The sequence below is a fragment of the Pseudorhodobacter ferrugineus DSM 5888 genome, assembly GCF_000420745.1.
GTDB lineage: Bacteria > Pseudomonadota > Alphaproteobacteria > Rhodobacterales > Rhodobacteraceae > Pseudorhodobacter > Pseudorhodobacter ferrugineus.
The window spans coordinates 78,250-95,900 of the sequence record NZ_ATVN01000012.1 but is presented as its reverse complement, the minus strand read 5'-3'; the positions used below and the strand labels follow the sequence as shown (position 1 = coordinate 95,900).

At 60.4% G+C, this 17,651-nt stretch carries 21 protein-coding genes and 2 pseudogenes; 10 read left to right on the top strand and 13 right to left on the bottom strand.

What is annotated here, in order from left to right:
* Positions 1–3: 3 nt before the first annotated feature.
* The 6 genes from G560_RS0112035 to atpD are packed head-to-tail and all read right to left on the bottom strand — an operon-like array spanning position 4 to position 3,367.
* Positions 4–249, bottom strand: a complete 246-nt coding sequence (locus G560_RS0112035; protein ID WP_022704559.1) for a F0F1 ATP synthase subunit C — start codon at positions 247–249, stop codon at positions 4–6.
* Positions 249–944 carry a F0F1 ATP synthase subunit A gene (locus tag G560_RS0112030; RefSeq protein ID WP_022704558.1) on the bottom strand — a complete coding sequence of 232 codons (696 nt, stop codon included), beginning with the start codon at positions 942–944 and terminating at the stop codon, positions 249–251. The genes G560_RS0112035 and G560_RS0112030 overlap by 1 nt, the downstream gene beginning before the upstream one ends.
* A complete protein-coding gene (locus G560_RS0112025; protein WP_028914036.1) occupies positions 941–1,246 on the bottom strand; it encodes an N-ATPase subunit AtpR in 306 nt (101 codons plus the stop codon). Before G560_RS0112025 ends, G560_RS0112030 begins: the two co-directional genes overlap by 4 nt.
* Complete coding sequence (locus tag G560_RS0112020; RefSeq protein WP_022704556.1) at positions 1,228–1,521, bottom strand: AtpZ/AtpI family protein; 294 nt, start codon at positions 1,519–1,521, stop codon at positions 1,228–1,230. The genes G560_RS0112025 and G560_RS0112020 overlap by 19 nt, the downstream gene beginning before the upstream one ends.
* Positions 1,518–1,928, bottom strand: coding sequence for a F0F1 ATP synthase subunit epsilon (locus G560_RS0112015; RefSeq protein WP_022704555.1), 411 nt, complete (start codon positions 1,926–1,928; stop codon positions 1,518–1,520). The genes G560_RS0112020 and G560_RS0112015 overlap by 4 nt, the downstream gene beginning before the upstream one ends.
* The gene (gene atpD, locus G560_RS19200; protein ID WP_022704554.1) at positions 1,925–3,367 is read right to left on the bottom strand and encodes a F0F1 ATP synthase subunit beta; all 1,443 of its coding nucleotides are present in this window, start codon (positions 3,365–3,367) and stop codon (positions 1,925–1,927) included. The genes G560_RS0112015 and atpD overlap by 4 nt, the downstream gene beginning before the upstream one ends.
* Before the next feature lie 217 nt (positions 3,368–3,584).
* Here atpD and G560_RS0112005 point away from each other — a divergent pair, with 217 nt between their 5' ends.
* The 3 genes from G560_RS0112005 (at position 3,585) to G560_RS19195 (ending at position 4,764) form a co-directional block, all read left to right on the top strand.
* Complete coding sequence (locus G560_RS0112005) at positions 3,585–4,004, top strand: cupin domain-containing protein (RefSeq protein ID WP_022704553.1); 420 nt, start codon at positions 3,585–3,587, stop codon at positions 4,002–4,004.
* Between the two features lie 89 nt (positions 4,005–4,093).
* Positions 4,094–4,390: an ElaB/YgaM/YqjD family protein gene (locus G560_RS0112000; protein WP_155947253.1), complete on the top strand. Its 297-nt coding sequence runs from the start codon at positions 4,094–4,096 to the stop codon at positions 4,388–4,390.
* A 5-nt stretch (positions 4,391–4,395) separates the two neighbouring features.
* The gene (locus G560_RS19195; protein WP_022704551.1) at positions 4,396–4,764 is read left to right on the top strand and encodes a hypothetical protein; all 369 of its coding nucleotides are present in this window, start codon (positions 4,396–4,398) and stop codon (positions 4,762–4,764) included.
* 419 nt (positions 4,765–5,183) lie between these two features.
* On the opposite strand, the gene G560_RS0111990 is transcribed toward G560_RS19195, so the two are convergent.
* Genes G560_RS0111990 through G560_RS0111980 form a run of 3 tightly spaced genes read right to left on the bottom strand, consistent with a single transcriptional unit; the run spans position 5,184 to position 8,235 of the window.
* A complete protein-coding gene (locus G560_RS0111990) occupies positions 5,184–5,861 on the bottom strand; it encodes an ABC transporter ATP-binding protein (protein WP_022704550.1) in 678 nt (225 codons plus the stop codon).
* On the bottom strand, positions 5,858–7,075 hold the full coding sequence (locus tag G560_RS0111985) for an ABC transporter permease (RefSeq protein WP_022704549.1): 1,218 nt from the start codon (positions 7,073–7,075) through the stop codon (positions 5,858–5,860). The genes G560_RS0111990 and G560_RS0111985 overlap by 4 nt, the downstream gene beginning before the upstream one ends.
* The gene (locus G560_RS0111980) at positions 7,075–8,235 is read right to left on the bottom strand and encodes an efflux RND transporter periplasmic adaptor subunit (RefSeq protein WP_231575927.1); all 1,161 of its coding nucleotides are present in this window, start codon (positions 8,233–8,235) and stop codon (positions 7,075–7,077) included. The genes G560_RS0111985 and G560_RS0111980 overlap by 1 nt, the downstream gene beginning before the upstream one ends.
* Positions 8,236–8,427: 192 nt before the next feature.
* Here G560_RS0111980 and G560_RS0111975 point away from each other — a divergent pair, with 192 nt between their 5' ends.
* Together G560_RS0111975 and G560_RS0111970 are read left to right on the top strand one after the other, a co-directional pair.
* Positions 8,428–9,375, top strand: a complete 948-nt coding sequence (locus tag G560_RS0111975; RefSeq protein ID WP_022704546.1) for a DnaJ C-terminal domain-containing protein — start codon at positions 8,428–8,430, stop codon at positions 9,373–9,375.
* On the top strand, positions 9,372–9,710 hold the full coding sequence (locus tag G560_RS0111970) for a chaperone modulator CbpM (RefSeq protein WP_022704545.1): 339 nt from the start codon (positions 9,372–9,374) through the stop codon (positions 9,708–9,710). The genes G560_RS0111975 and G560_RS0111970 overlap by 4 nt, the downstream gene beginning before the upstream one ends.
* 573 nt (positions 9,711–10,283) lie before the next feature.
* On the opposite strand, the pseudogene G560_RS20005 reads toward G560_RS0111970, so the two are convergent.
* The 4 genes and pseudogenes from G560_RS20005 to G560_RS0111940 all read right to left on the bottom strand — a co-directional run bounded on the left by G560_RS20005 (position 10,284) and on the right by G560_RS0111940 (position 13,401).
* Positions 10,284–11,305: pseudogene (locus tag G560_RS20005) on the bottom strand (IS110 family RNA-guided transposase).
* Positions 11,306–11,419: 114 nt separating this feature from the next.
* Positions 11,420–12,305: pseudogene (locus G560_RS20670) on the bottom strand (IS5 family transposase).
* 232 nt (positions 12,306–12,537) lie between these two features.
* Complete coding sequence (locus G560_RS20000; RefSeq protein ID WP_050525299.1) at positions 12,538–12,921, bottom strand: class I SAM-dependent methyltransferase; 384 nt, start codon at positions 12,919–12,921, stop codon at positions 12,538–12,540.
* Positions 12,922–12,939: 18 nt separating this feature from the next.
* A complete protein-coding gene (locus G560_RS0111940; RefSeq protein WP_028914033.1) occupies positions 12,940–13,401 on the bottom strand; it encodes an RrF2 family transcriptional regulator in 462 nt (153 codons plus the stop codon).
* A 120-nt stretch (positions 13,402–13,521) separates the two neighbouring features.
* Here G560_RS0111940 and G560_RS0111935 point away from each other — a divergent pair, with 120 nt between their 5' ends.
* The 5 genes from G560_RS0111935 (at position 13,522) to G560_RS0111915 (ending at position 17,195) form a co-directional block, all read left to right on the top strand.
* Entirely contained in the window at positions 13,522–14,931 is a 1,410-nt protein-coding gene (locus G560_RS0111935) for a cytochrome ubiquinol oxidase subunit I (protein ID WP_022704541.1), read from the top strand.
* A gap of 6 nt (positions 14,932–14,937) precedes the next feature.
* The gene (gene cydB / locus G560_RS0111930; RefSeq protein WP_022704540.1) at positions 14,938–15,942 is read left to right on the top strand and encodes a cytochrome d ubiquinol oxidase subunit II; all 1,005 of its coding nucleotides are present in this window, start codon (positions 14,938–14,940) and stop codon (positions 15,940–15,942) included.
* Positions 15,942–16,046 carry a hypothetical protein gene (locus tag G560_RS21025; RefSeq protein WP_022704539.1) on the top strand — a complete coding sequence of 35 codons (105 nt, stop codon included), beginning with the start codon at positions 15,942–15,944 and terminating at the stop codon, positions 16,044–16,046. Before cydB ends, G560_RS21025 begins: the two co-directional genes overlap by 1 nt.
* A 31-nt stretch (positions 16,047–16,077) precedes the next feature.
* Positions 16,078–16,524: a DsrE family protein gene (locus G560_RS0111920; protein ID WP_022704538.1), complete on the top strand. Its 447-nt coding sequence runs from the start codon at positions 16,078–16,080 to the stop codon at positions 16,522–16,524.
* A gap of 89 nt (positions 16,525–16,613) precedes the next feature.
* Entirely contained in the window at positions 16,614–17,195 is a 582-nt protein-coding gene (locus G560_RS0111915; RefSeq protein ID WP_022704537.1) for a CIA30 family protein, read from the top strand.
* Positions 17,196–17,651: the final 456 nt, after the last annotated feature.

The following is a 17,651-nucleotide window of genomic DNA, read 5'->3' as shown; positions in this document are numbered from 1 at the left end:
GCGTCAGGTCAGCAACGGATTGGCGAACAACAACAAAAGCGCGATCACCAGACAGTAAATCGCCGTCGTCTCGATCATCGCAAGGCCCACGAACAGCGTGCGTGATATGGTGTTGGCGGCCTCTGGCTGGCGGGCGATGGCGTCCATCGCGGCGGCCACGGCGCGGCCTTCGGCAAGGGCGGGACCAAGCGCACCAAATGCCACGGCAAAGGCCGCGCAAAATATGCTGACAAGGGGGGCATAATCCATCAGATATCCTCGTTTGTTGGGGAAGGGGGTTCGGATTTGCCGTCCTCGACCGTGGCGGTGATGAACACCATCGCCAGAACCGCAAAGATATAGGCCTGCACAAGGCCCGTCAGCAGATCGAGCGCCATCAGCGGGATCGGCACCAACAGCCCCGCAAGCGAGGCGACAATCCCGATCACGAAAACGCCGCTCATCACATTGCCGAACAGGCGCACGAACATCGAAAAAACGCGCGTCACGCTTTCCAGCATGTTCAGCGGGATCATAACCGGATTGGGGGCGGCAAAGGATTTCAGCCAGCCGCCAACCCCGCCCGCGCTGATGCCAAACCAGATCACCGACAGGAACACGAGGATGGCAAGGGCGGCATCGGTTTCCAGCTTGGCCGTTGGCGGCTCTACCCCGGGGATCAAGGACGACCAGTTCGCCACAAGGATGAACAGGAACAGCGTGCCGATAAACCCACGATAAGGGGCGGGGTTGGCCCCGGTCGTATCGCGGATCTGGCTGTCGATGGTGGTCACGATCAATTCAAGGGCGGCCTGCCTGCGCGAAGGCGATGCCTCCAGCCTGCGGGTCAGCGCAAAGGCACCGACCACCAGAACCACCATGATCGCCCATGTGGTCACGATCGCTTGGGTGATTGCGAATGGCCCAAGCTGGAACAGCGTGACGGAGGCGAGCGGCGAATTCATGCGCGGCCCCTGTCGGTTTGCCACAAGATCAATGCCTTGGCGCACAAGACGCCCGCCAGTGCCGCCAAAAGCGCCAATGCCCCGCCAAGAACGGCGACATAGAGACCTAGCCCCAGAAAACCGACCCGCCCCAAGGTTAGGCCAAGCCCCAGCAACACCGACCCGCCTCCAACAATCAGGTCAGCCGTCGCACGCAAGGCCCGGAAATAGGCATATCCCAGCATAAGCCCGCCCATAAAGCAGGCAATCAGGATCAGAGCCAAAGGCAAAACACTAAAGTCAATCATCGTCCATTCATCCATTTCCAGGCTGTCCAGCCGCCAAGGCATACGCCCAGAAACATCAAAGGCGCGCTCCAGAAAATGCCCGAGGCCATCCGCGCATCAATCCAACGGCCCAGAAACAGGCCCGCCAGTGTTGGCGCGACAAAGATCCAGCCCAGCACGCCGATCTGCGCCAGACGGCGGCCAACCGACATATCGCCCTCGCGCAGCCAGCGGTCGCGCCGCTCACGGCGCAGGCGGGCCTGGGCTACCAGCGGGTCATCCTTCGGTTTGTCATCAGGCTTGGGGCTCATCGAAACTCGCCCATATTCGCGCCGGGTTTCAGCCGGCTGACCATGTGACGGATCGCATTGAATTGCAGACGCATGGCTTCGGCATGTTCGGTCCGCTCGTCGTCGGCGTCAGACCGGAACCGCGCCAGAACATCTGCACCCAAGGTCGCAAGATCATCCCCCGTCACGGCCTCACGGGTCGCAATATCCACGTCTGATTCGTTCCCCACCGTCAACACGCCACCCCGCAGGGCGCAGAAATGCTCGGTGTCGGAGGTGCGCCAACTGACGATGGAAACCGCCAGCGCGGTCAGAAACGGCGCATGGCCGGGCAGGATGCCAAAGCTGCCGCTTGCATCCTCGGCGCGCAGGCTGATGGCGGTCTCGTCCACCACGACCGACAAGGGTGTGACAATGCGCAGCCTCATGCGGCAGCCTCTTCGGGTGTCTTGTCGGGCGTTTTGTCTGCGGCATTTGCCTCTTTCGCGCGTGCATCCGCAATCGTGCCGACCATGTAAAGCGAACTTTCCGCCCAATCGTCGGCCTCGCCCGCCAGTATCGCGCGGCATCCGGCCAGCGTATCGGCCAGCGGCACCGTGGCACCGGGGGTTCCGGTAAACGCCTCGGTCACCATGAAGGGTTGGGTCAAAAACCGCTGCAACCGGCGCGCGCGCTTTACGATCAACCGATCAGCCGCGCCCAACTCCTCAACCCCTAACAAGGATATGATGTCGGTCAACTCGCGGAACCGCGCCAGCGCCTGCCGCACAGCCTCTGCAGTGCGATAGTGATCTTCGCCTACGACCAACGGATCAAGCAGCATGGAGGATGAGGCCAGTGGATCAATCGCCGGATAAAAACCCTCGGCCGCCTGCGCCCGGCTTAGCACGATCACGCAGTCCATGTGACCAGAGATCGTGGTGACGGCCGGATCGGTGAAATCATCGGCGGGCACATAGACAGCCTGAATAGCCGTGACCGCAGACCCTGCAACCGATGCGATGCGTTCCTGCAAGCCCGCCACTTCGGTCGCCAGCGTCGGCTGATAACCCACGCGCGAGGGTAGGCGGCCGAGCAGGCTGGACACTTCGGCCCCCGCCTGCACAAACCGAAAGACGTTATCCATCAACAGCAGCACGTTTTGGTGCTTTTGATCGCGAAAATACTCCGAAATGGTCAGCGCCGTCAGCGGGGCCCGCCAGCGCGCGCCGGGCGGCTCATTCATCTGGCCGTAAACCAGAACCGTGCGTTCCAACACCCCCGATGACTGCATTTCGGTCAGCAACTCATGCCCCTCGCGTGACCGCTCTCCTACGCCGGCAAACACTGAAATGCCGTCGTATTTCTCGACCATGGTGCGGATCAACTCCATCACCAGAACGGTTTTGCCCACCCCCGCGCCGCCGAACATCGCCGCCTTGCCGCCCTGCGCCATCGGCGTCAGCAGGTCGATTACCTTGATGCCTGTCTCAAACACCTCCGTTGTGCGAGTCTGGGCGTTCAAGGCGGGGGGCTGCGCATGGATCGACCGCCGCGGCGTGTCGTTTGGCAAAGGCTCCCCATTGTCTTGCGGATCACCCACCACATCCAAAAGACGCCCAAGCACCGCATCGCCAACCGGCACGGTCACCGGCCCGCCTGTGGCCCGCACCGTCACCCCGCGCGCAAGACCCGCCGTGGATTGGAACGCCACGGCGCGCAGGGTGGTCAGGTCCAGATGGCTGTGAACCTCTAGAATCAGCGGTGTGGAGCGATCCCATTCCACCACCAGCGCCGTATTGATCGCCGGAAGGTCCGCCTGCGCAAAGACCACATCCACAACAGCGCCCCTGACGGCATCCACGGTGCCGATAGGATGCAGGGTCATAGGATTGTCGGATGTGGGCATGTGATGGGGCACTTTCTGAAATACACCTGCGATTGAAGCGTCATTTTAGGCGCTGAGCGCGCTGGCGCATTGATCTGCATCAGCCACTTGTCGCATTTCACTTCAGCACCCTAACCCCAATCAGTGCAGCACCGGCATCCTTGCAGCGATCTGTCACCAGAGCGGCCATGGGCCCGCCCATTGAAGGAGACATTTCGTGATAGGATTTTTTGGAAACATCGAAGACCTGACGGAAAACAACACCGATTTTCGCCGCGTTCTTTATTCAGGCACCAAGCTGCAACTGGTTGTGATGTCCGTCTTACCGGGCACCGAACTTGGCGGCGAAATCCACGACGACACTGATCAATTCTTTCGTATCGAGGCGGGCAAAGGCATGGTCGTGATCGACGGTGCAACCCACAAGGTCACTGCGGGCGATGGTATCGTGGTGCCTGCAGGCGCGCATCACAACGTGATCTGCACCGGCCATGACGCCCTGAAACTCTACACGATTTACGGTCCGCCCCATCATCGCGACCAACTGGTTCAAACGACCAAAGCCGAAGCAGATGCGTCGGATGAGGCCTTCGACGGAAAGGCAACAGAGCAGGCGGCAAAGGTGGTGCGGGCCTAGCGCAACTGACGCCCCGCTTTTCGCGCGCAGATACAACCCTCAGCTATGGTGCCGCAAAATCACGTCCCTCAAAACACATGGAGTTTTCAATGTCAGTTGATACCAAATCCAATGCCAATGATCTTGACGCCCTGAGCAAACAGTTGGCAGCGCTGCGCGAAGACATGTCTCGCCTGACCCATACTGTCACAGGGATCGCCGGGCGGCGGGGCGGCAATATGGCGTCCGACATTGCCGAAGGATATGATGAGGCAAAACACTATGTCGAAAAAACCGGGAAATCCGCCGAGCATCAGCTTGAGGCGACGGTTGCCACTCATCCGTTGTTGGCCATCGGGCTGGCGGCGGGCGCGGGGCTTTTGATCGGGGCCATGACACGGCGGTGAACCCGATGTTCCAAACCCTGTGGCGCGGCCTTGAAGGCCGCGTCCAAGCCGATCTGCGCAAACTGCTTTGGCCGGTCATGCTAATGCTGTTGGCGTGCCTGCTTGGCTTGGTGGGGATCGGTTTTCTGACAGCATCGGCCTATCTGGCGATCAGCGCGGCCTATGGCCCGGGTTCGGCCACGTTGATGTTGGGCGCGGGGTTCACGGGTCTGGCGGGCGTTGCCCTGCTACTGTCCCGTCTGCGCTTGACGAAACCTGCTTTGGCAGCGCCAGTCACGGCCCCGACTGCGACCCCGAGCGAGGCCTCAGCAACAGTCGCCTTTACGGCGGCTTTTGTGCTTGGCCGATATCTTGCGGGCAAAAAGCGGGGCTGACATTGGCCCGCATCAGGCCGGGCTACTGCAGGTCTGCGGGCGTGGCTTTTGGGGCCGGGTTCGTGACTTTTTCAGATCAGCATATTGTCAAACAGATCGTCACTGTCTTCGGGCAAGGAATCGCGTTTCGCGCCTTTTGTCCCCGCCGGGATGTCGCGCGGGTCGGTTGTTCCTGATGCGCTTGTCGGGGGCGCTTTTTCCGGGTGATATCAGATCAGTTTTGGGTCTGTTGCCCGGGTCTATAGCGGCCATCGCAGTCTCGCTTTCCGTTGAAGAAATGGGATGAATGGCCTGCCAAACCATTTCACGGCAAATCTGCAGGCCATGACCGATCGTAGCATACAAGGCGCCAACCATATCCTGATCCAGGTTATGCCCAGCGGGATTACGCCTGTGAACGCTCCACCGGGCTGTGCAGCCTACCCCGTCACCACCCCATCCCCCACCACGATTTGGCGCCTGCAAAGCCCCGCGATCTTTTCGTCATGGGTTGAAATCAGAAAGGTCGTCCCCTCATCCCGATTTATCTGGCCGATCAAATCCATCACCTGCATCGCCGAGGCGCGGTCAAGGTTGCCCGTCGGCTCGTCCGCCAGCACCAGTTCGGGTGCGTTCATCAGGGCGCGGGCCACAGCCACGCGCTGTTTCTGGCCGCCCGACAGATTGGCCGAAGGAAAGTTGATCCGCGCCTCCAGCCCCATGCGCACTAAAAGGTCACGGCCGCGTGCGCGGGCGGCAGGCGTTTCACGGCCCATCCGCACGGCGGTGGGAAAGATTACATTTTCCAGCGCGGTGAAATCAGGCAGCAGGTTGTGAAACTGGAACACGAATCCGATGTGCAGGTTGCGAAATGTGGTCAGCGCCTTGTCATCCGCCGCGATCAGATCCTGCCCCAGCATCGCATAGCTACCCGAAGTAGGCTTCATCAAGGTGCCCAAAATCGTCAAAAGCGTGCTTTTACCCGACCCTGAAGGCCCCAGCAGCGCCGCCATCTCGCCCGCCTCCAGCGTCAGGGACAACCCGCGCAGCACGCGCGTCGCCGCCTCTCCGCTACCAAAGGTCTTGACCAGATCGCGCACCTCCAACAACGCGCTCATTGGCCGATCGCCGTGACCGGATCAACCCGCGCCGCCGAACGGGCGGGCAGGATCGAGGCCAGGATCGCGCCGATCACCGTCAGGGTGATGGCCAGACCGTAGGAGCCTTGGGTGATGTCGAGTGGCAAGGTGCCGGCCTTGAACGCATCGCGCGCAGGAAACGGCAGCAGCGCCAGATAGCCAAGCGTTGCCCCCGTCACCCCGCCCATAACCCCGATCAGCGCGCCTTGGGTCACGAAAACAAAGATGACAAAGCCGCGCCCCGCGCCCATGGCCCGCATGATCCCGATCTCGGGGCGGCGGCGATAGGTGGACAGAAGCAGCGCCGAGGCAACGCCGATCACGATGGTTATCAGCGCAAAGGTTTTCAGGAAATACCCGGTCTGGGCTTGGGCATCCAGCGCCTCCATCAACTGCTCGGCCCCGTCGGTCCACGGCACCGCATCAAGGCCGGTCAGCGCCCGGATGCGCAGGGCCGTTGCATCGGCGGCGTTCAGGTCGGCCAGCTTGATCTCGATCCGCGTCACGCCCTGCGGCATGGCAAAAAGCGTGCGTGCCGTGCTCAGGCTGACAAAGGCACGCGCGCCGTCGATGGCCCCATTGCCGGTTTTGAAGATGCCGCTCAGCGTCAGGGTGGCCGTGACGCCATTGGTGCTTTGCAGCCGCAGCGTTTGGCCCAATGTCAGGTCCAGATCATCTGCAAGGTCACGCCCCAGCACGATCAGGCCGGACCCCAGCCGCGCCGAACCCGCAACCATATAGCCGTCAAGGTTCAGGATCACGGATTCGCGCCCCGGTTCCACCCCCGTCACGCCAACTTGGCGCACCTGCGCGCCGCGCGTCACGAACCCCGCCCCGGTGATCTGGGGCGAGACCGCCCGCACCCCCGGAACGGCTTCGATCAGGGGCACCCAGGTGGGGGCATCGGCCAGCGTGGCCGTGCGTGCGCCCCCCCGTTCGGTCACAAACAGCAGATGCCCCGCGCCATCAGGGACGGGTGCGATCAGCAAGGCCGGATCGGAGTTTTCCGCCTCGATGGTGATGTGCGAGATATCGCCTACAGTGCGCGACAGGATGAATTCGGCCAGTCCCCCGATCAGCGCCGACATGAAGATGAAGATGAACACACCCACTGCCACCCCCGCCACCAGAAGGGCCGTTTGTGCCTTGCTTGCCGTCAGATACCGGGCCGCAATCTTGAACGCGTAAAGCATCAGGGTTGCTCCACTGCCACGGCCTGTCCTTCGACGATCTCTGTTGCATCGGCGATCACCGCGTCACCTTCGGTCAGGCCCGCGGTCACGATCAGTCGCGCGGCAGGCCAGTCCACCACCGTCACAGGATGCAGCTGCGCCGTGCCGTCTTTCACGACAAAAACGGCCATCCCGCCCCCTGTGTCGCGCAAGGCGGTGCGCGGTACACTCAGCGCCGCATCCCTTTGCTCGACGATGATGTTTGCCGTGACCGTCAGGCCGACAGGCGCACTGACCGGGGCGTCGAAATCCATCTTGATTGCAAGGCCGCCGGTTGCCGCATCAACCCGCGCGGATACGAAACTGACATGACCGTCGCGATTGGCCGTCTCTCCGGCCAATCGCAGGATGACCGGCTGACCACGGGCAACCTGCGTGGCATAGGCTTCGTCCACATCGGCCTCGACCAAAAGGCTGCCCAGATTGGCAAGGGTCAAAAGCGTGGTCGTCGGAGTAGCAAGCTGCCCCATCTCGGCGTCAAGTGTCAGGATCGTGCCCGCCAGCGGTGCGCGCAGCGTATGGTTTTCAAGTCCGATCAGCGCCTGATCCACACCGGCGGTTTGCCGAGCCACCTCTTCGGTGGCCAGCTCAACCGAATGGGCAGCGGTCTCGACGACCGTTCTGGCGACATTGGCGCCCAGCGATACGGCCCGCTCATAAGCCTCGGTCGCCTGTTGCCGGGTGACAAGTGCCGCGTCAAGTCCTGCCACCGCCTGCCGGACGATGGCGTTTTGCGCCATCGGATCAATCTGCACAAGGGTCTGGCCTTCTGCGACCTCATCACCCTCGGCCACAGGAAGCGATATGATCGTGCCAGTGACAACCGGCCTGATCGCAACCGAACTGAGCGCTGCAACCCGGCCATTCACGGCCAGAACCCGTGTCACAGGGGCAAGAGCGGCCGTTTCTGTCGCGACGACCGGGGGCGCACCCATCCAAATTTGCGATGCGACAACAGCCGCCAGCCCAAGGCCAAACACCCCCGTCATGCCCCAAATCCACCAGCGGCGTTTTGGGGCGATAGGCTGCGGGGCAGGGCGCAGGGCAGGCAGGGTTGATGACCGCTCGGTTTCCGAGGGTGGTGCGGATGCCTGCACGTTTTTTGGTTCAATCGTGCCCAATGTGCCGTCCTTCCTGCGCTTCCGGCCGGGTTTTCTGCCCGACCAGATCTTTATCGTTGCACCATAGGTGCCTCTTCGATCCCCGCATTGATTTGGATCAGGGAGCGGCGCGTGCCGTTGTGACATGTCTGAGAGAAAGCAAAAGGCACGCGGCAGTGGCGGGTTCACGCTGGAAAAGTTGAAGGAGCCTGAATGTCCAACGATCCGTATGACGTCCTGGGCTTGACCAAGGCAGCCAAGCCTGCGGACATCAAAAAGGCGTATCGCAAGCTGGTGCGCGACAGTCACCCCGATCTGCACCCAGATGACGCGGGCGCCGATGCGCGGTTCAAGGCAATTTCTGCCGCCTATGACATTCTGAAAGATCCCGAAACCCGCACGCGTTTTGATGCGGGCGAGATCGACGGGCTGGGCGCAGAGCGTCCGCCGCGCCAATACTACCGGGATTACGCAGATACCCCCGGCAACGCCTATCACCCAAGACAGGGCTTTGACCAAAATGCCGATCTTGGCGATATTTTCGCCGAGATACTGCGCAATCAGGCACGCCATGGCGGTGCGGATGATTTAGGCTCTCGCGGGTTTAGGGCGCCGGGTGCGGATGCGCGCTATACCCTCGACGTGCCGTTTCTGGATGCCGTGCGTGGGTCGGAAACCCGCATCACGCTGCCGGATGGTCAAAGCCTTGCCGTAAAGATCCCGCCCGGCACCGAAGACGGCCAGACCCTGCGATTGCGCGGCAAGGGCGCACCGGGGCATGGCGGCGGCACGCCGGGCGATGCGCTGATCACCGTGACCCTGCGCCCGCATCCGGTGTTTCGCCGCGACGGCGATGATATCCTGCTCACGCTTCCGATTACCTTTGATGAGGCCGTTCTGGGCGCAAAAGTTACCGCACCAACCATCGATGGCCCCGTAGGGCTGACCATCCCACCCGGTGCAAGTTCTGGGCGTGTATTGCGCCTGCGGGGCCGTGGCGTTTCTCGGGCTGGGCAAAAGGCGAAAGGCGACCAATTGGTCGAGCTGAAGATCACCGTGCCATCTGCGCCTGACGCCGCCTTGCGGGATTTCCTGTCGGAATGGCGCAAGACCCAAACCTTCGACCCGCGGTTTGAGATGATGAAAGGGGCACAGACATGACAGAGCTTTTCTCGGAAGACGATGTGGTGGCCATTGTTACGCGGCTGACCCGTAGTGACCTTGTCCGCTTTGTCGAAGTGTCGTTTGTGCGACCCGAGCGCGGCCTTGGTGGTCACTTTTTTCGGCGCATCGACATCGCGCGGCTGGAATTGCTGTGTGATCTGTCCCATGACCTTGATCTGGATGAGACAGCCCTTGGGATCGTCATCTCGCTGATAGATCAACTGCACGGCGCAAGGCAGGATCTGTCGGCCATGGCACGCGCGATCCACAGTCTGCCTGCTGATGTTCAGGCCAGCATCGCGGCGGCGTTGCATGGTGGTGATGGTGCCTGACCGCAAACCGTCTCGCGACTTGCCGATCATCCGGGGTTGATGACATCATTGTCTTGCACGCGTCTGGAGTTGACTTGATCTGTCGTTGCACAGAGAAAAGTGAAGTTTTCCTGCGCTGCAACTGGAATGCCCCCACTGAAGTGGTCCACCTTTTGGGATATGATCGTCCCGCTTTCAGGAGGACTAGGGTCAGAACTTCGGTAACGGGGACGTCTCAGTCAAGCGCTTTTCGACATGCGCATCCTGCCGCACGGTTGCGGATTTGATCGTGTTGTTCTTCTCGTCTGTCCTGCTGCCACTTCAGCCTTCGTCTGAGATCGTCCCGGGTGCATGCTTCGGTCCGTGGTTAGCGCGATGGCTGCCTACATGATGCTGGTTCAAATGCAATTCCGATGTGCCCATCTCGTAGGCGTGCTCAATCTGGATCGGCAACAGTCCTGACCACGGCATCATCGGAACCACGTCCCTGGGAGAACCTCGAAGGCCTGCGGTTAGACAGGCATGGGTTGCGACCGCAAATCTTCAGGCGGCATGGAGCGCTGCGGTGTCAGACCTGAAGTCGGCATCATCAACTCACATTTGGTGCAGGATCACGCTGATACGCCGGGCCAGAGCAACCATGGCGCGCTTGGCACCGCGACGGCGGGCGACCCGCGCAGCCCATGTTCTCAGCCATGTCGAGCGCCCACGGTGCATCATCACGGTCGCGGCCTGACACAGCGCGCGGCGCAGGTTGACATCGCCGGCCTTGGTTATGCCGCCCGAGACGTCGCGTTCACCGGATTGGTTTCGTGATGGCGTCAAGCCGACCCATGGCCCGACCTGTTTGGATGACGTGAATTGAGAGGGATCATCAACGGCGGATTGATAGCTTGGCGCGACAACCGCGCCGACCCCCGTTGCCCGGCAAGGCATTGCTCCGCAATGGCCCGAGAGGGGGGCATCGACATTAGCCGACGGCATACTGGGTCATCTTGCGCGAGTTGGCGAACGCAGCGTTCCAACCCCGCCAGTTCCTGTCGCAGCGATGCCCGTGCCCGAGGCATCGGCCATGTAGCGGCCTCCAGCATCGGATTGCCCTCTGCCAGTTCGCGGATACGGTGGTCATACCTGCCGCGGGAGATGGTGCCGACTTTCAGTCCGAAGTTGCGCAAGAGGCCGCGCATGGACATCTCCAGCGAGAGCATGGCCTGTTGGATAGCTTTCCGGGCCCCGAGCAAATCACGGAGCTACTGCACCGAGACTGATTTGCAATGAACCGGACGGAACCAACCCATGTGCAGCAGTCGCGCAATTCCCTCCGCGTCACGGCGATCTGTCTTGCTCGGCATGGCCTTCAGGGCGCCCTTCACCTGACGGGTTTCCATCAGGACAACATCCAGACCCGCTGCGCTCAACCCGCGATGCAATCACTGCGACAAAGGTCCAGCCTCGAGTCCGATAGCGGTAATCATTCCCTCCTGTTCTGGGGCCCAACGCAGCAATTCTTCAGGTTTACTGGCGACCCGCGCCTCTTTCATGATCTTACCATGCTCGCTGATCACGCAAACCGCAGTCTTCGCCAGCGACACATCCAATCCGACAAACAGCTTCATCCCGCAGTCCTCCATGTGGATCCAATACGGGAAGGTCGACAACTTGCCCCTGATCTTGCAAACGGTAACAGGCAGTGCGCGACACAGGCCCCGTTACGGCACCTCGTTCTCGTTTCATAGCCAGAACATCACAGTGGTTGCGAGGGCGACGGCGGAGAGAAAGACTTTTGGGCATCGGTCATAGCGCGTGGCAACCCTGCGCCAGTCCTTCAAACGCCCAAACATGATCTCGATACGGTTTCGACGTTTGTAGCGGCGCTTGTCGTATTTAACGGGCTTGCTACGGGACTTCCGACCTGGGATGCACGGCTTTATCCCCTTGTCTTTCAACGCATCTCTGAACCAGTCGGCATCATAGCCACGGTCACCCAGCAACCATTCTGCCGCTGGCAAGCTGCTGAGCAGGGCCGCAGCCCCGGTGTAATCGCTGACCTGACCTGCGGTCATAAAGAACCGGATCGGGCGGCCATCAGAATCCACTGCCCGGCAGTGGTTTGCATGCAAACCACGAGAGGGGGTGACGGCATGCAGCTTGGTGTTCATCCCACCCTTGGTTCGGCCTATGAGACGGCCTCGTTGGTCGTCGGGCCCCCCTTTTTTACCCGCAGGCTGGTCGCAGTGCCCCTCTCGCACATGCCTTGCATGTGCTGCCGGGCAATGGGTGCGCCTTGAGATAGGTCGCGTCCGCTGCCCGGCAGCGGTTTGTCTTCAAACCGCGAGAGGGGATCATCACCGTCTGCGGCACCGCCGCCTCTGCCGCCAGCCCGTGCATCATCCGGGCGAAGATGCCCTTGTCGCCCCACCGCTTCCATCGATTATAGAGAGTCTTCGCGGGACCATACTCAATGGGTGCATCACGCCACCTTAAGCCATTGCGATTGATAAATATAATGCCACTCAAAATCCGCATATCATCGACACACGGCCTGCCATGGCTCTTCGGAAAGAAGGGCCGAAGCCGCTCCATTTGAACATCTGTCAGCCAGAAAAGATTGCTCATTATCACCCCCGTCAGTTCGGGAGCTTGAATCACGCAGCCAAGAGAGCCTCAAGCCCAACAGGGGGTCCTGACCCTAAGCCCGAGTTGAGGATCGCCGCACGCAATTGCACTGCACTGTGCATGGTTGCGGCGGGAAACAGGCCAAATGCACAGAGTATGCGGAACTGCACCCGCAATGACAGCCGCATATCGGCAAAGCACTATGTTTTGCTGATCAACTGCCCGCCGGGTTTCAAGTTGGCATGGATTTGTGCAGCACCTGCGGCAAATCATCGACCAGATGTGGCACGTTGAAGGCGCATATCGCGTCGAACGGCCCACCGTCAAAGGTGTTGGACGCATCGACCACTTTGAACACCACAGTGTCGCCCGCGGGTTTGGCCTGTGCGATTTTCACCATCTCAATGGAAAAATCGGTCGCCGTCCATTGCGCCACAGCGGGCGCCAGCCGGATGGCGGTGCCGCCCGTGCCGCAGCCGATTTCCAGCACTTTATCAGTGGGTTTCAGTCGCGCGGCGACATCCGCCAGCATCGCCTCATAGGCGGGAACGTTTTTCAAAGGGCGCGCCGCATAGCGGGCCGCGAATTTGTTCCAGAACTTTTGGCTTTTGGTCATGGTATGCTCTCAAAAATATCAGAGTGTGCTGGCGTCCGCATCATCGGCCACCAGCCCAAGACGGACCAAAAGGTCAGCCCGGTTTGCGGCAATCTGCGCCACGGTCAAATCATCCAGAACCGCCATGAAGGCCGCAGTTGCCTCCCGCAGTTTGGTGGACAGATGGCAGGCACCGCGCAATCGGCAGGCGTTGGTTTCGGCATTGAAACATTCCACCAGATCTAGCGGCCCTTCGGTCAGGCGCACCACATCGCCCACGATGATCTGATCGGCGGCGCGGGCCAGCCGCACACCGCCCCGCGGGCCGCGCAGGGTGTCAAGATAGCCTGCCTGCCCCAGCTGATGCACAATTTTCGTCAGGTGGGCGCGGTTGATGCGGTGGGCGCGCGCCACCTCATCAATGCGCACCAAATGGGGGGCGCGGATCGCGGCCATCTGCAAAACCCGCAGCGCATAATTGGTGTAGCTGGTCAGCCGCAAGATTTGGTCCTTTCCGGGTGGGGCAATCGGGTGCGACACCACGTCCTATATTGAAACTTGAATATGTTTAGAAGGCGCTATATTAATATATAGAAAATACATCAATCGAAAGGCAAGCCCATGTTCGGCTTTGACGCGATCGAGCTGGCGCGGATTCAATTCGCTTTCACCATCTCATTCCACATCATCTTTCCGGCCTTTTCCATCGGCCTTGCCAGCTATCTTGCGGTTTTGAACGGGCTGCATCTGTGGACGGGGCGCGCGGTTTATCTGACGCTGTTCAACTATTGGAAAGCGATCTTTGCGGTGGCCTTTGGCATGGGTGTCGTGTCGGGCATTGTGATGTCGTATCAATTTGGCACCAATTGGTCGGTGTTTTCCGACAAGGCGGGGCCGGTCGTTGGCCCGCTGATGGGGTATGAGGTGCTTTCGGCCTTTTTCCTGGAGGCGGGGTTTTTGGGGGTGATGCTGTTTGGCCGCGAAAAGGTTGGCCCAAGGCTGCATTTCTTTGCCAGCTTGATGGTGGCTGTGGGCACACTTGGATCGGCCTTCTGGATATTGTCGGTCAACAGTTGGATGCAAACGCCGCAGGGTTTTGCGATCAATGATGTGGGGCAGTTTGTGCCGGTGGATTGGTTGGCGATCGTGTTCAACCCGTCCTTCCCTTACCGCTTGGTGCATATGGTCTTGGCGGCTTATCTGACCACGGCTTTGGTGGTGGGGGCGGTTGGCGGTTGGCATTTGCTGCGCGATCGCACCAACAAGGGCGCGCGGACAATGTTTTCCATGGCGATGGGGATGCTGATCGTGGTGGCACCCTTGCAAATTGTGGCGGGCGATTTTCACGGGTTGAACACGCTGGAACACCAGCCGGCCAAAATCGCCGCGATGGAAGGGCATTTTGAACCCCATCCAAACGGCGGCGCACCGCTTATCCTGTTCGGCCTGCCGGATGCGGAAAACGAAACGGTCCGCTATGCCGTTGAAATCCCTTACCTGTCATCCTTGATCCTGACCCATGATCTGACCACGCCGCTGCCCGGCCTAAAGGATTTTCCGCGCGATGAGCGCCCGCCTGTGGCCATCGTATTCTGGTCGTTCCGGGTGATGGTTGCCTTGGGGTTTGCCATGCTGGGCCTTGGCCTTTGGGCGGTGATCTTGCGTTGGCGGGGGGCAATGTATGACCGGCCGATGCTGCACCGCGCGGCGATTGCGATGGGGCCCATGGGGTTTGTCGCCGTGCTGGCCGGGTGGATCACGACCGAGGTGGGGCGCCAACCCTGGACGGTTTATGGCGTGCTGTCCACGAATGACAGCGTGGCCCCGATTCAGGCGGCAGCGGTGGGGGCGTCCTTGGTGGCCTTTATCATCATCTATTTCCTGCTGTTTGGGGCGGGCACCTTCTACATCCTGCGTTTGATGGGCAAACGGCCCGACCAGGGCACGCCAATCGACGGCATCGGCCCGACACGGGCGGCGGGAATCACCCCCGCGCCTGCCGTCGACGACAAATTCATCCCAGCGGAGTAACCAGCCATGGAAGTTGATCTTGCATTCATCTGGGCGGGGCTGATCGCCTTTGCCGTGCTGGCCTATGTTGTGCTGGACGGGTTCGACCTTGGCGTCGGCATCTTGTTTCCCTTCATGCGGGAGGAGGCGGAAAAAGACCTTGCCATGAACACGGTCGCCCCGGTTTGGGACGGGAACGAGACGTGGCTGGTGCTGGGCGGTGGCGGGCTGTTTGCGGTGTTTCCGCTGGCTTATGCCATCATCATGCCCGCGCTTTATGTGCCGATTATCGTGATGCTGCTGGCGCTAACCTTTCGCGGCGTGGCATTCGAATTTCGCTGGCGCACGCAGCGCGGCAAGTTCCTGTGGGACCTTTCGTTCTTTGGCGGCAGCTTTGTTGCGAGTTTCGCACAAGGTGTGGCGCTGGGGGCCTTGGTGCAAGGCATCGCAATCGAAGGGCGGGCGTATGGCGGCGGTAATTGGGACTGGCTGACGCCGTTTTCCATACTGACGGGGCTGGCGCTTGTGGCAGGTTATGCGCTGCTGGGGGCGACTTGGCTGGTTTTGAAAACCGATGGTTCCGTGCGACGTGTTGCGCGCAAGCTGGCATGGGGGGCGGGTGCCGCGACACTGGCGCTTGTCGGGTTGGTCAGCGTGATAACCCCTTTCCTGAACCCGCTGTATCTGGACCGATGGTTTACCTTTCCCAATGCGCTGTTCTCCGCCTTTGTGCCAGCGGCCATTCTGATAGCGGCCTTTGTCTTTCAAAAAGGGCTGCGGGAAAACCGCGATGCTTCGCCGTTTCTGGCCGCACAGGCGCTGTTTGTTTTGTGCTTCATCGGTTTGGGGATCAGCTTTTACCCCTATATGGTGCCGCCCACGCTGACGATCTGGGACGCCGCCGCCCCTGATGAAAGCCTGTGGTTCTTGCTGGTCGGCGCGCTGGTTCTGGTGCCCCTGATCCTTGCCTATACCGGATATGCCTATTGGGTGTTTCGCGGCAAGGTGAACCCGGCCGAGGGGTATCATTGATGCCCGGAGCCCTGCGCAAAGCTCTTTGGTTTGCGGCGTACTGGCTTGGCGGTGTCGCCACGCTGTTTGTCGTCGCCATAATCATCCGCGCGATGATTTTCTAACGACCCACCCAATCTAGCTTACGGAGATACCATGAAAAACCTTTTGCCCGCCTGCGCCTGCGCCTGCGCCTTGTCCTTGGCCGCTGCCCTGCCCGCCGCTGCCCAAGATCAGCGCAATATGGTCACCATCCTGACCGCGCCCGAACCCCAGACCCAGCTGATGGCGATGGTTCTGACGTTGGGGGCCGTGCAACAAGGCGCGACGGCGCAGATCCTGCTGTGCGGCCCTGCGGCCGATATCGCGCTGAAGGCAGCCCCCGCCAGCGCCACAACCGGCCAGCCCCCACGCGATGCCAGCCCGCAAGGCCTGATGCAAATGTTGATGGCGCAACACAGCGTCAAGGTAGAGGTCTGCGCGATCTATCTGCCCGGCCTTGGGGCGGATGCCTCGGTGTTGGTGGACGGTGTGACAGCCGCCGCGCCAGATGCCGCCGCGCGCGCCATTCTGGCCGATGATGCCGTTGTCATGAGCTTCTAAAGCGCGATCTTTGCCCTGCACGTGCCGCGTGTGGGGCAAGATTTGCAAACCATTTGCCTTTGCCAAGATCCATCAAAAGGACTTACTTCATGGCCACCGATACCCCAATCTTTCGCCCAAGCCGGTTTTTTGCGATGATTGGATTGTGCGGCACAATCCTCGCCGCAACCACAGCCCAGGGAGGCGCGCAGATGATCGAAGATTTCGCAGGCAAACCTGCCGCACGGTGGGAGTTCATCAGCGATCAAGTTATGGGCGGCCTGTCCACAGGCAACGTGACGCTGGAGCGTGAGGGCGAGCAGGCGATCCTTCACCTGCAAGGCACAGTTAGCACCAAAAACAACGGCGGTTTCATTCAGGCGCGCCTTAAGCTGCCGGAAAGGCTTCCGAAATCGGCGATTGGGTTGGAGCTGCGCGTGAAAGGCAATGGACAGGCCTATTACATCCATGCCCGCACCGGCGGCACGATCCTGCCGTGGAATTTCTATCAGGCCGCATTTGACGTGACCCCCGAATGGACCGTCGTGCGCATCCCATTTGCGGATTTTAACGCGCAGGGCCGGTTGCTGCGGGGGACGTTTGCAGCGGACGCGGTCAAAAGCATCGCGGTGGTCTGTTATGGCCGGGACCAAACGGCAGATGTGTCAGTTGCAAGCATTGGCTACTATTGATTTTGCCTTTGGACATTCATCTTGAAGCAGTCAGGTCAGCGGCAAGGTGCTAGCTGGCGGTGTAACTGAAATCAGTTTTGTCACAGTGTGTTGCTATGCCGCTGAATTTATTTACTTTTGTGAAATAGCCCTAAACCAGATGCCCCTACTTGTAGGCCTAGGTGTCGTCGTCACGCAGTTACTTTGCTTTGATCCTGGTGGGATCATTGCCATTGCAGCACGCGCATCCAGACCTTCCGTAAAGGCCGTAAAGCGTTTCCAGAGGCTGATTTGGCAACGGGAGGATTGATGAACGCGACTTTGCATTCGAAATTGGAAAGGGCGAGGTCTTCGGAAGGGCAGGACCCTGAGGTGCTCGCAGCGGAGGTTGTGCTTCCACCCTTTGTCTCTACACAGATTCTTACAGATTTATTGTTAAAGTGATGAGTTTCAATAAGATAAGGGAGGGCGGTCATT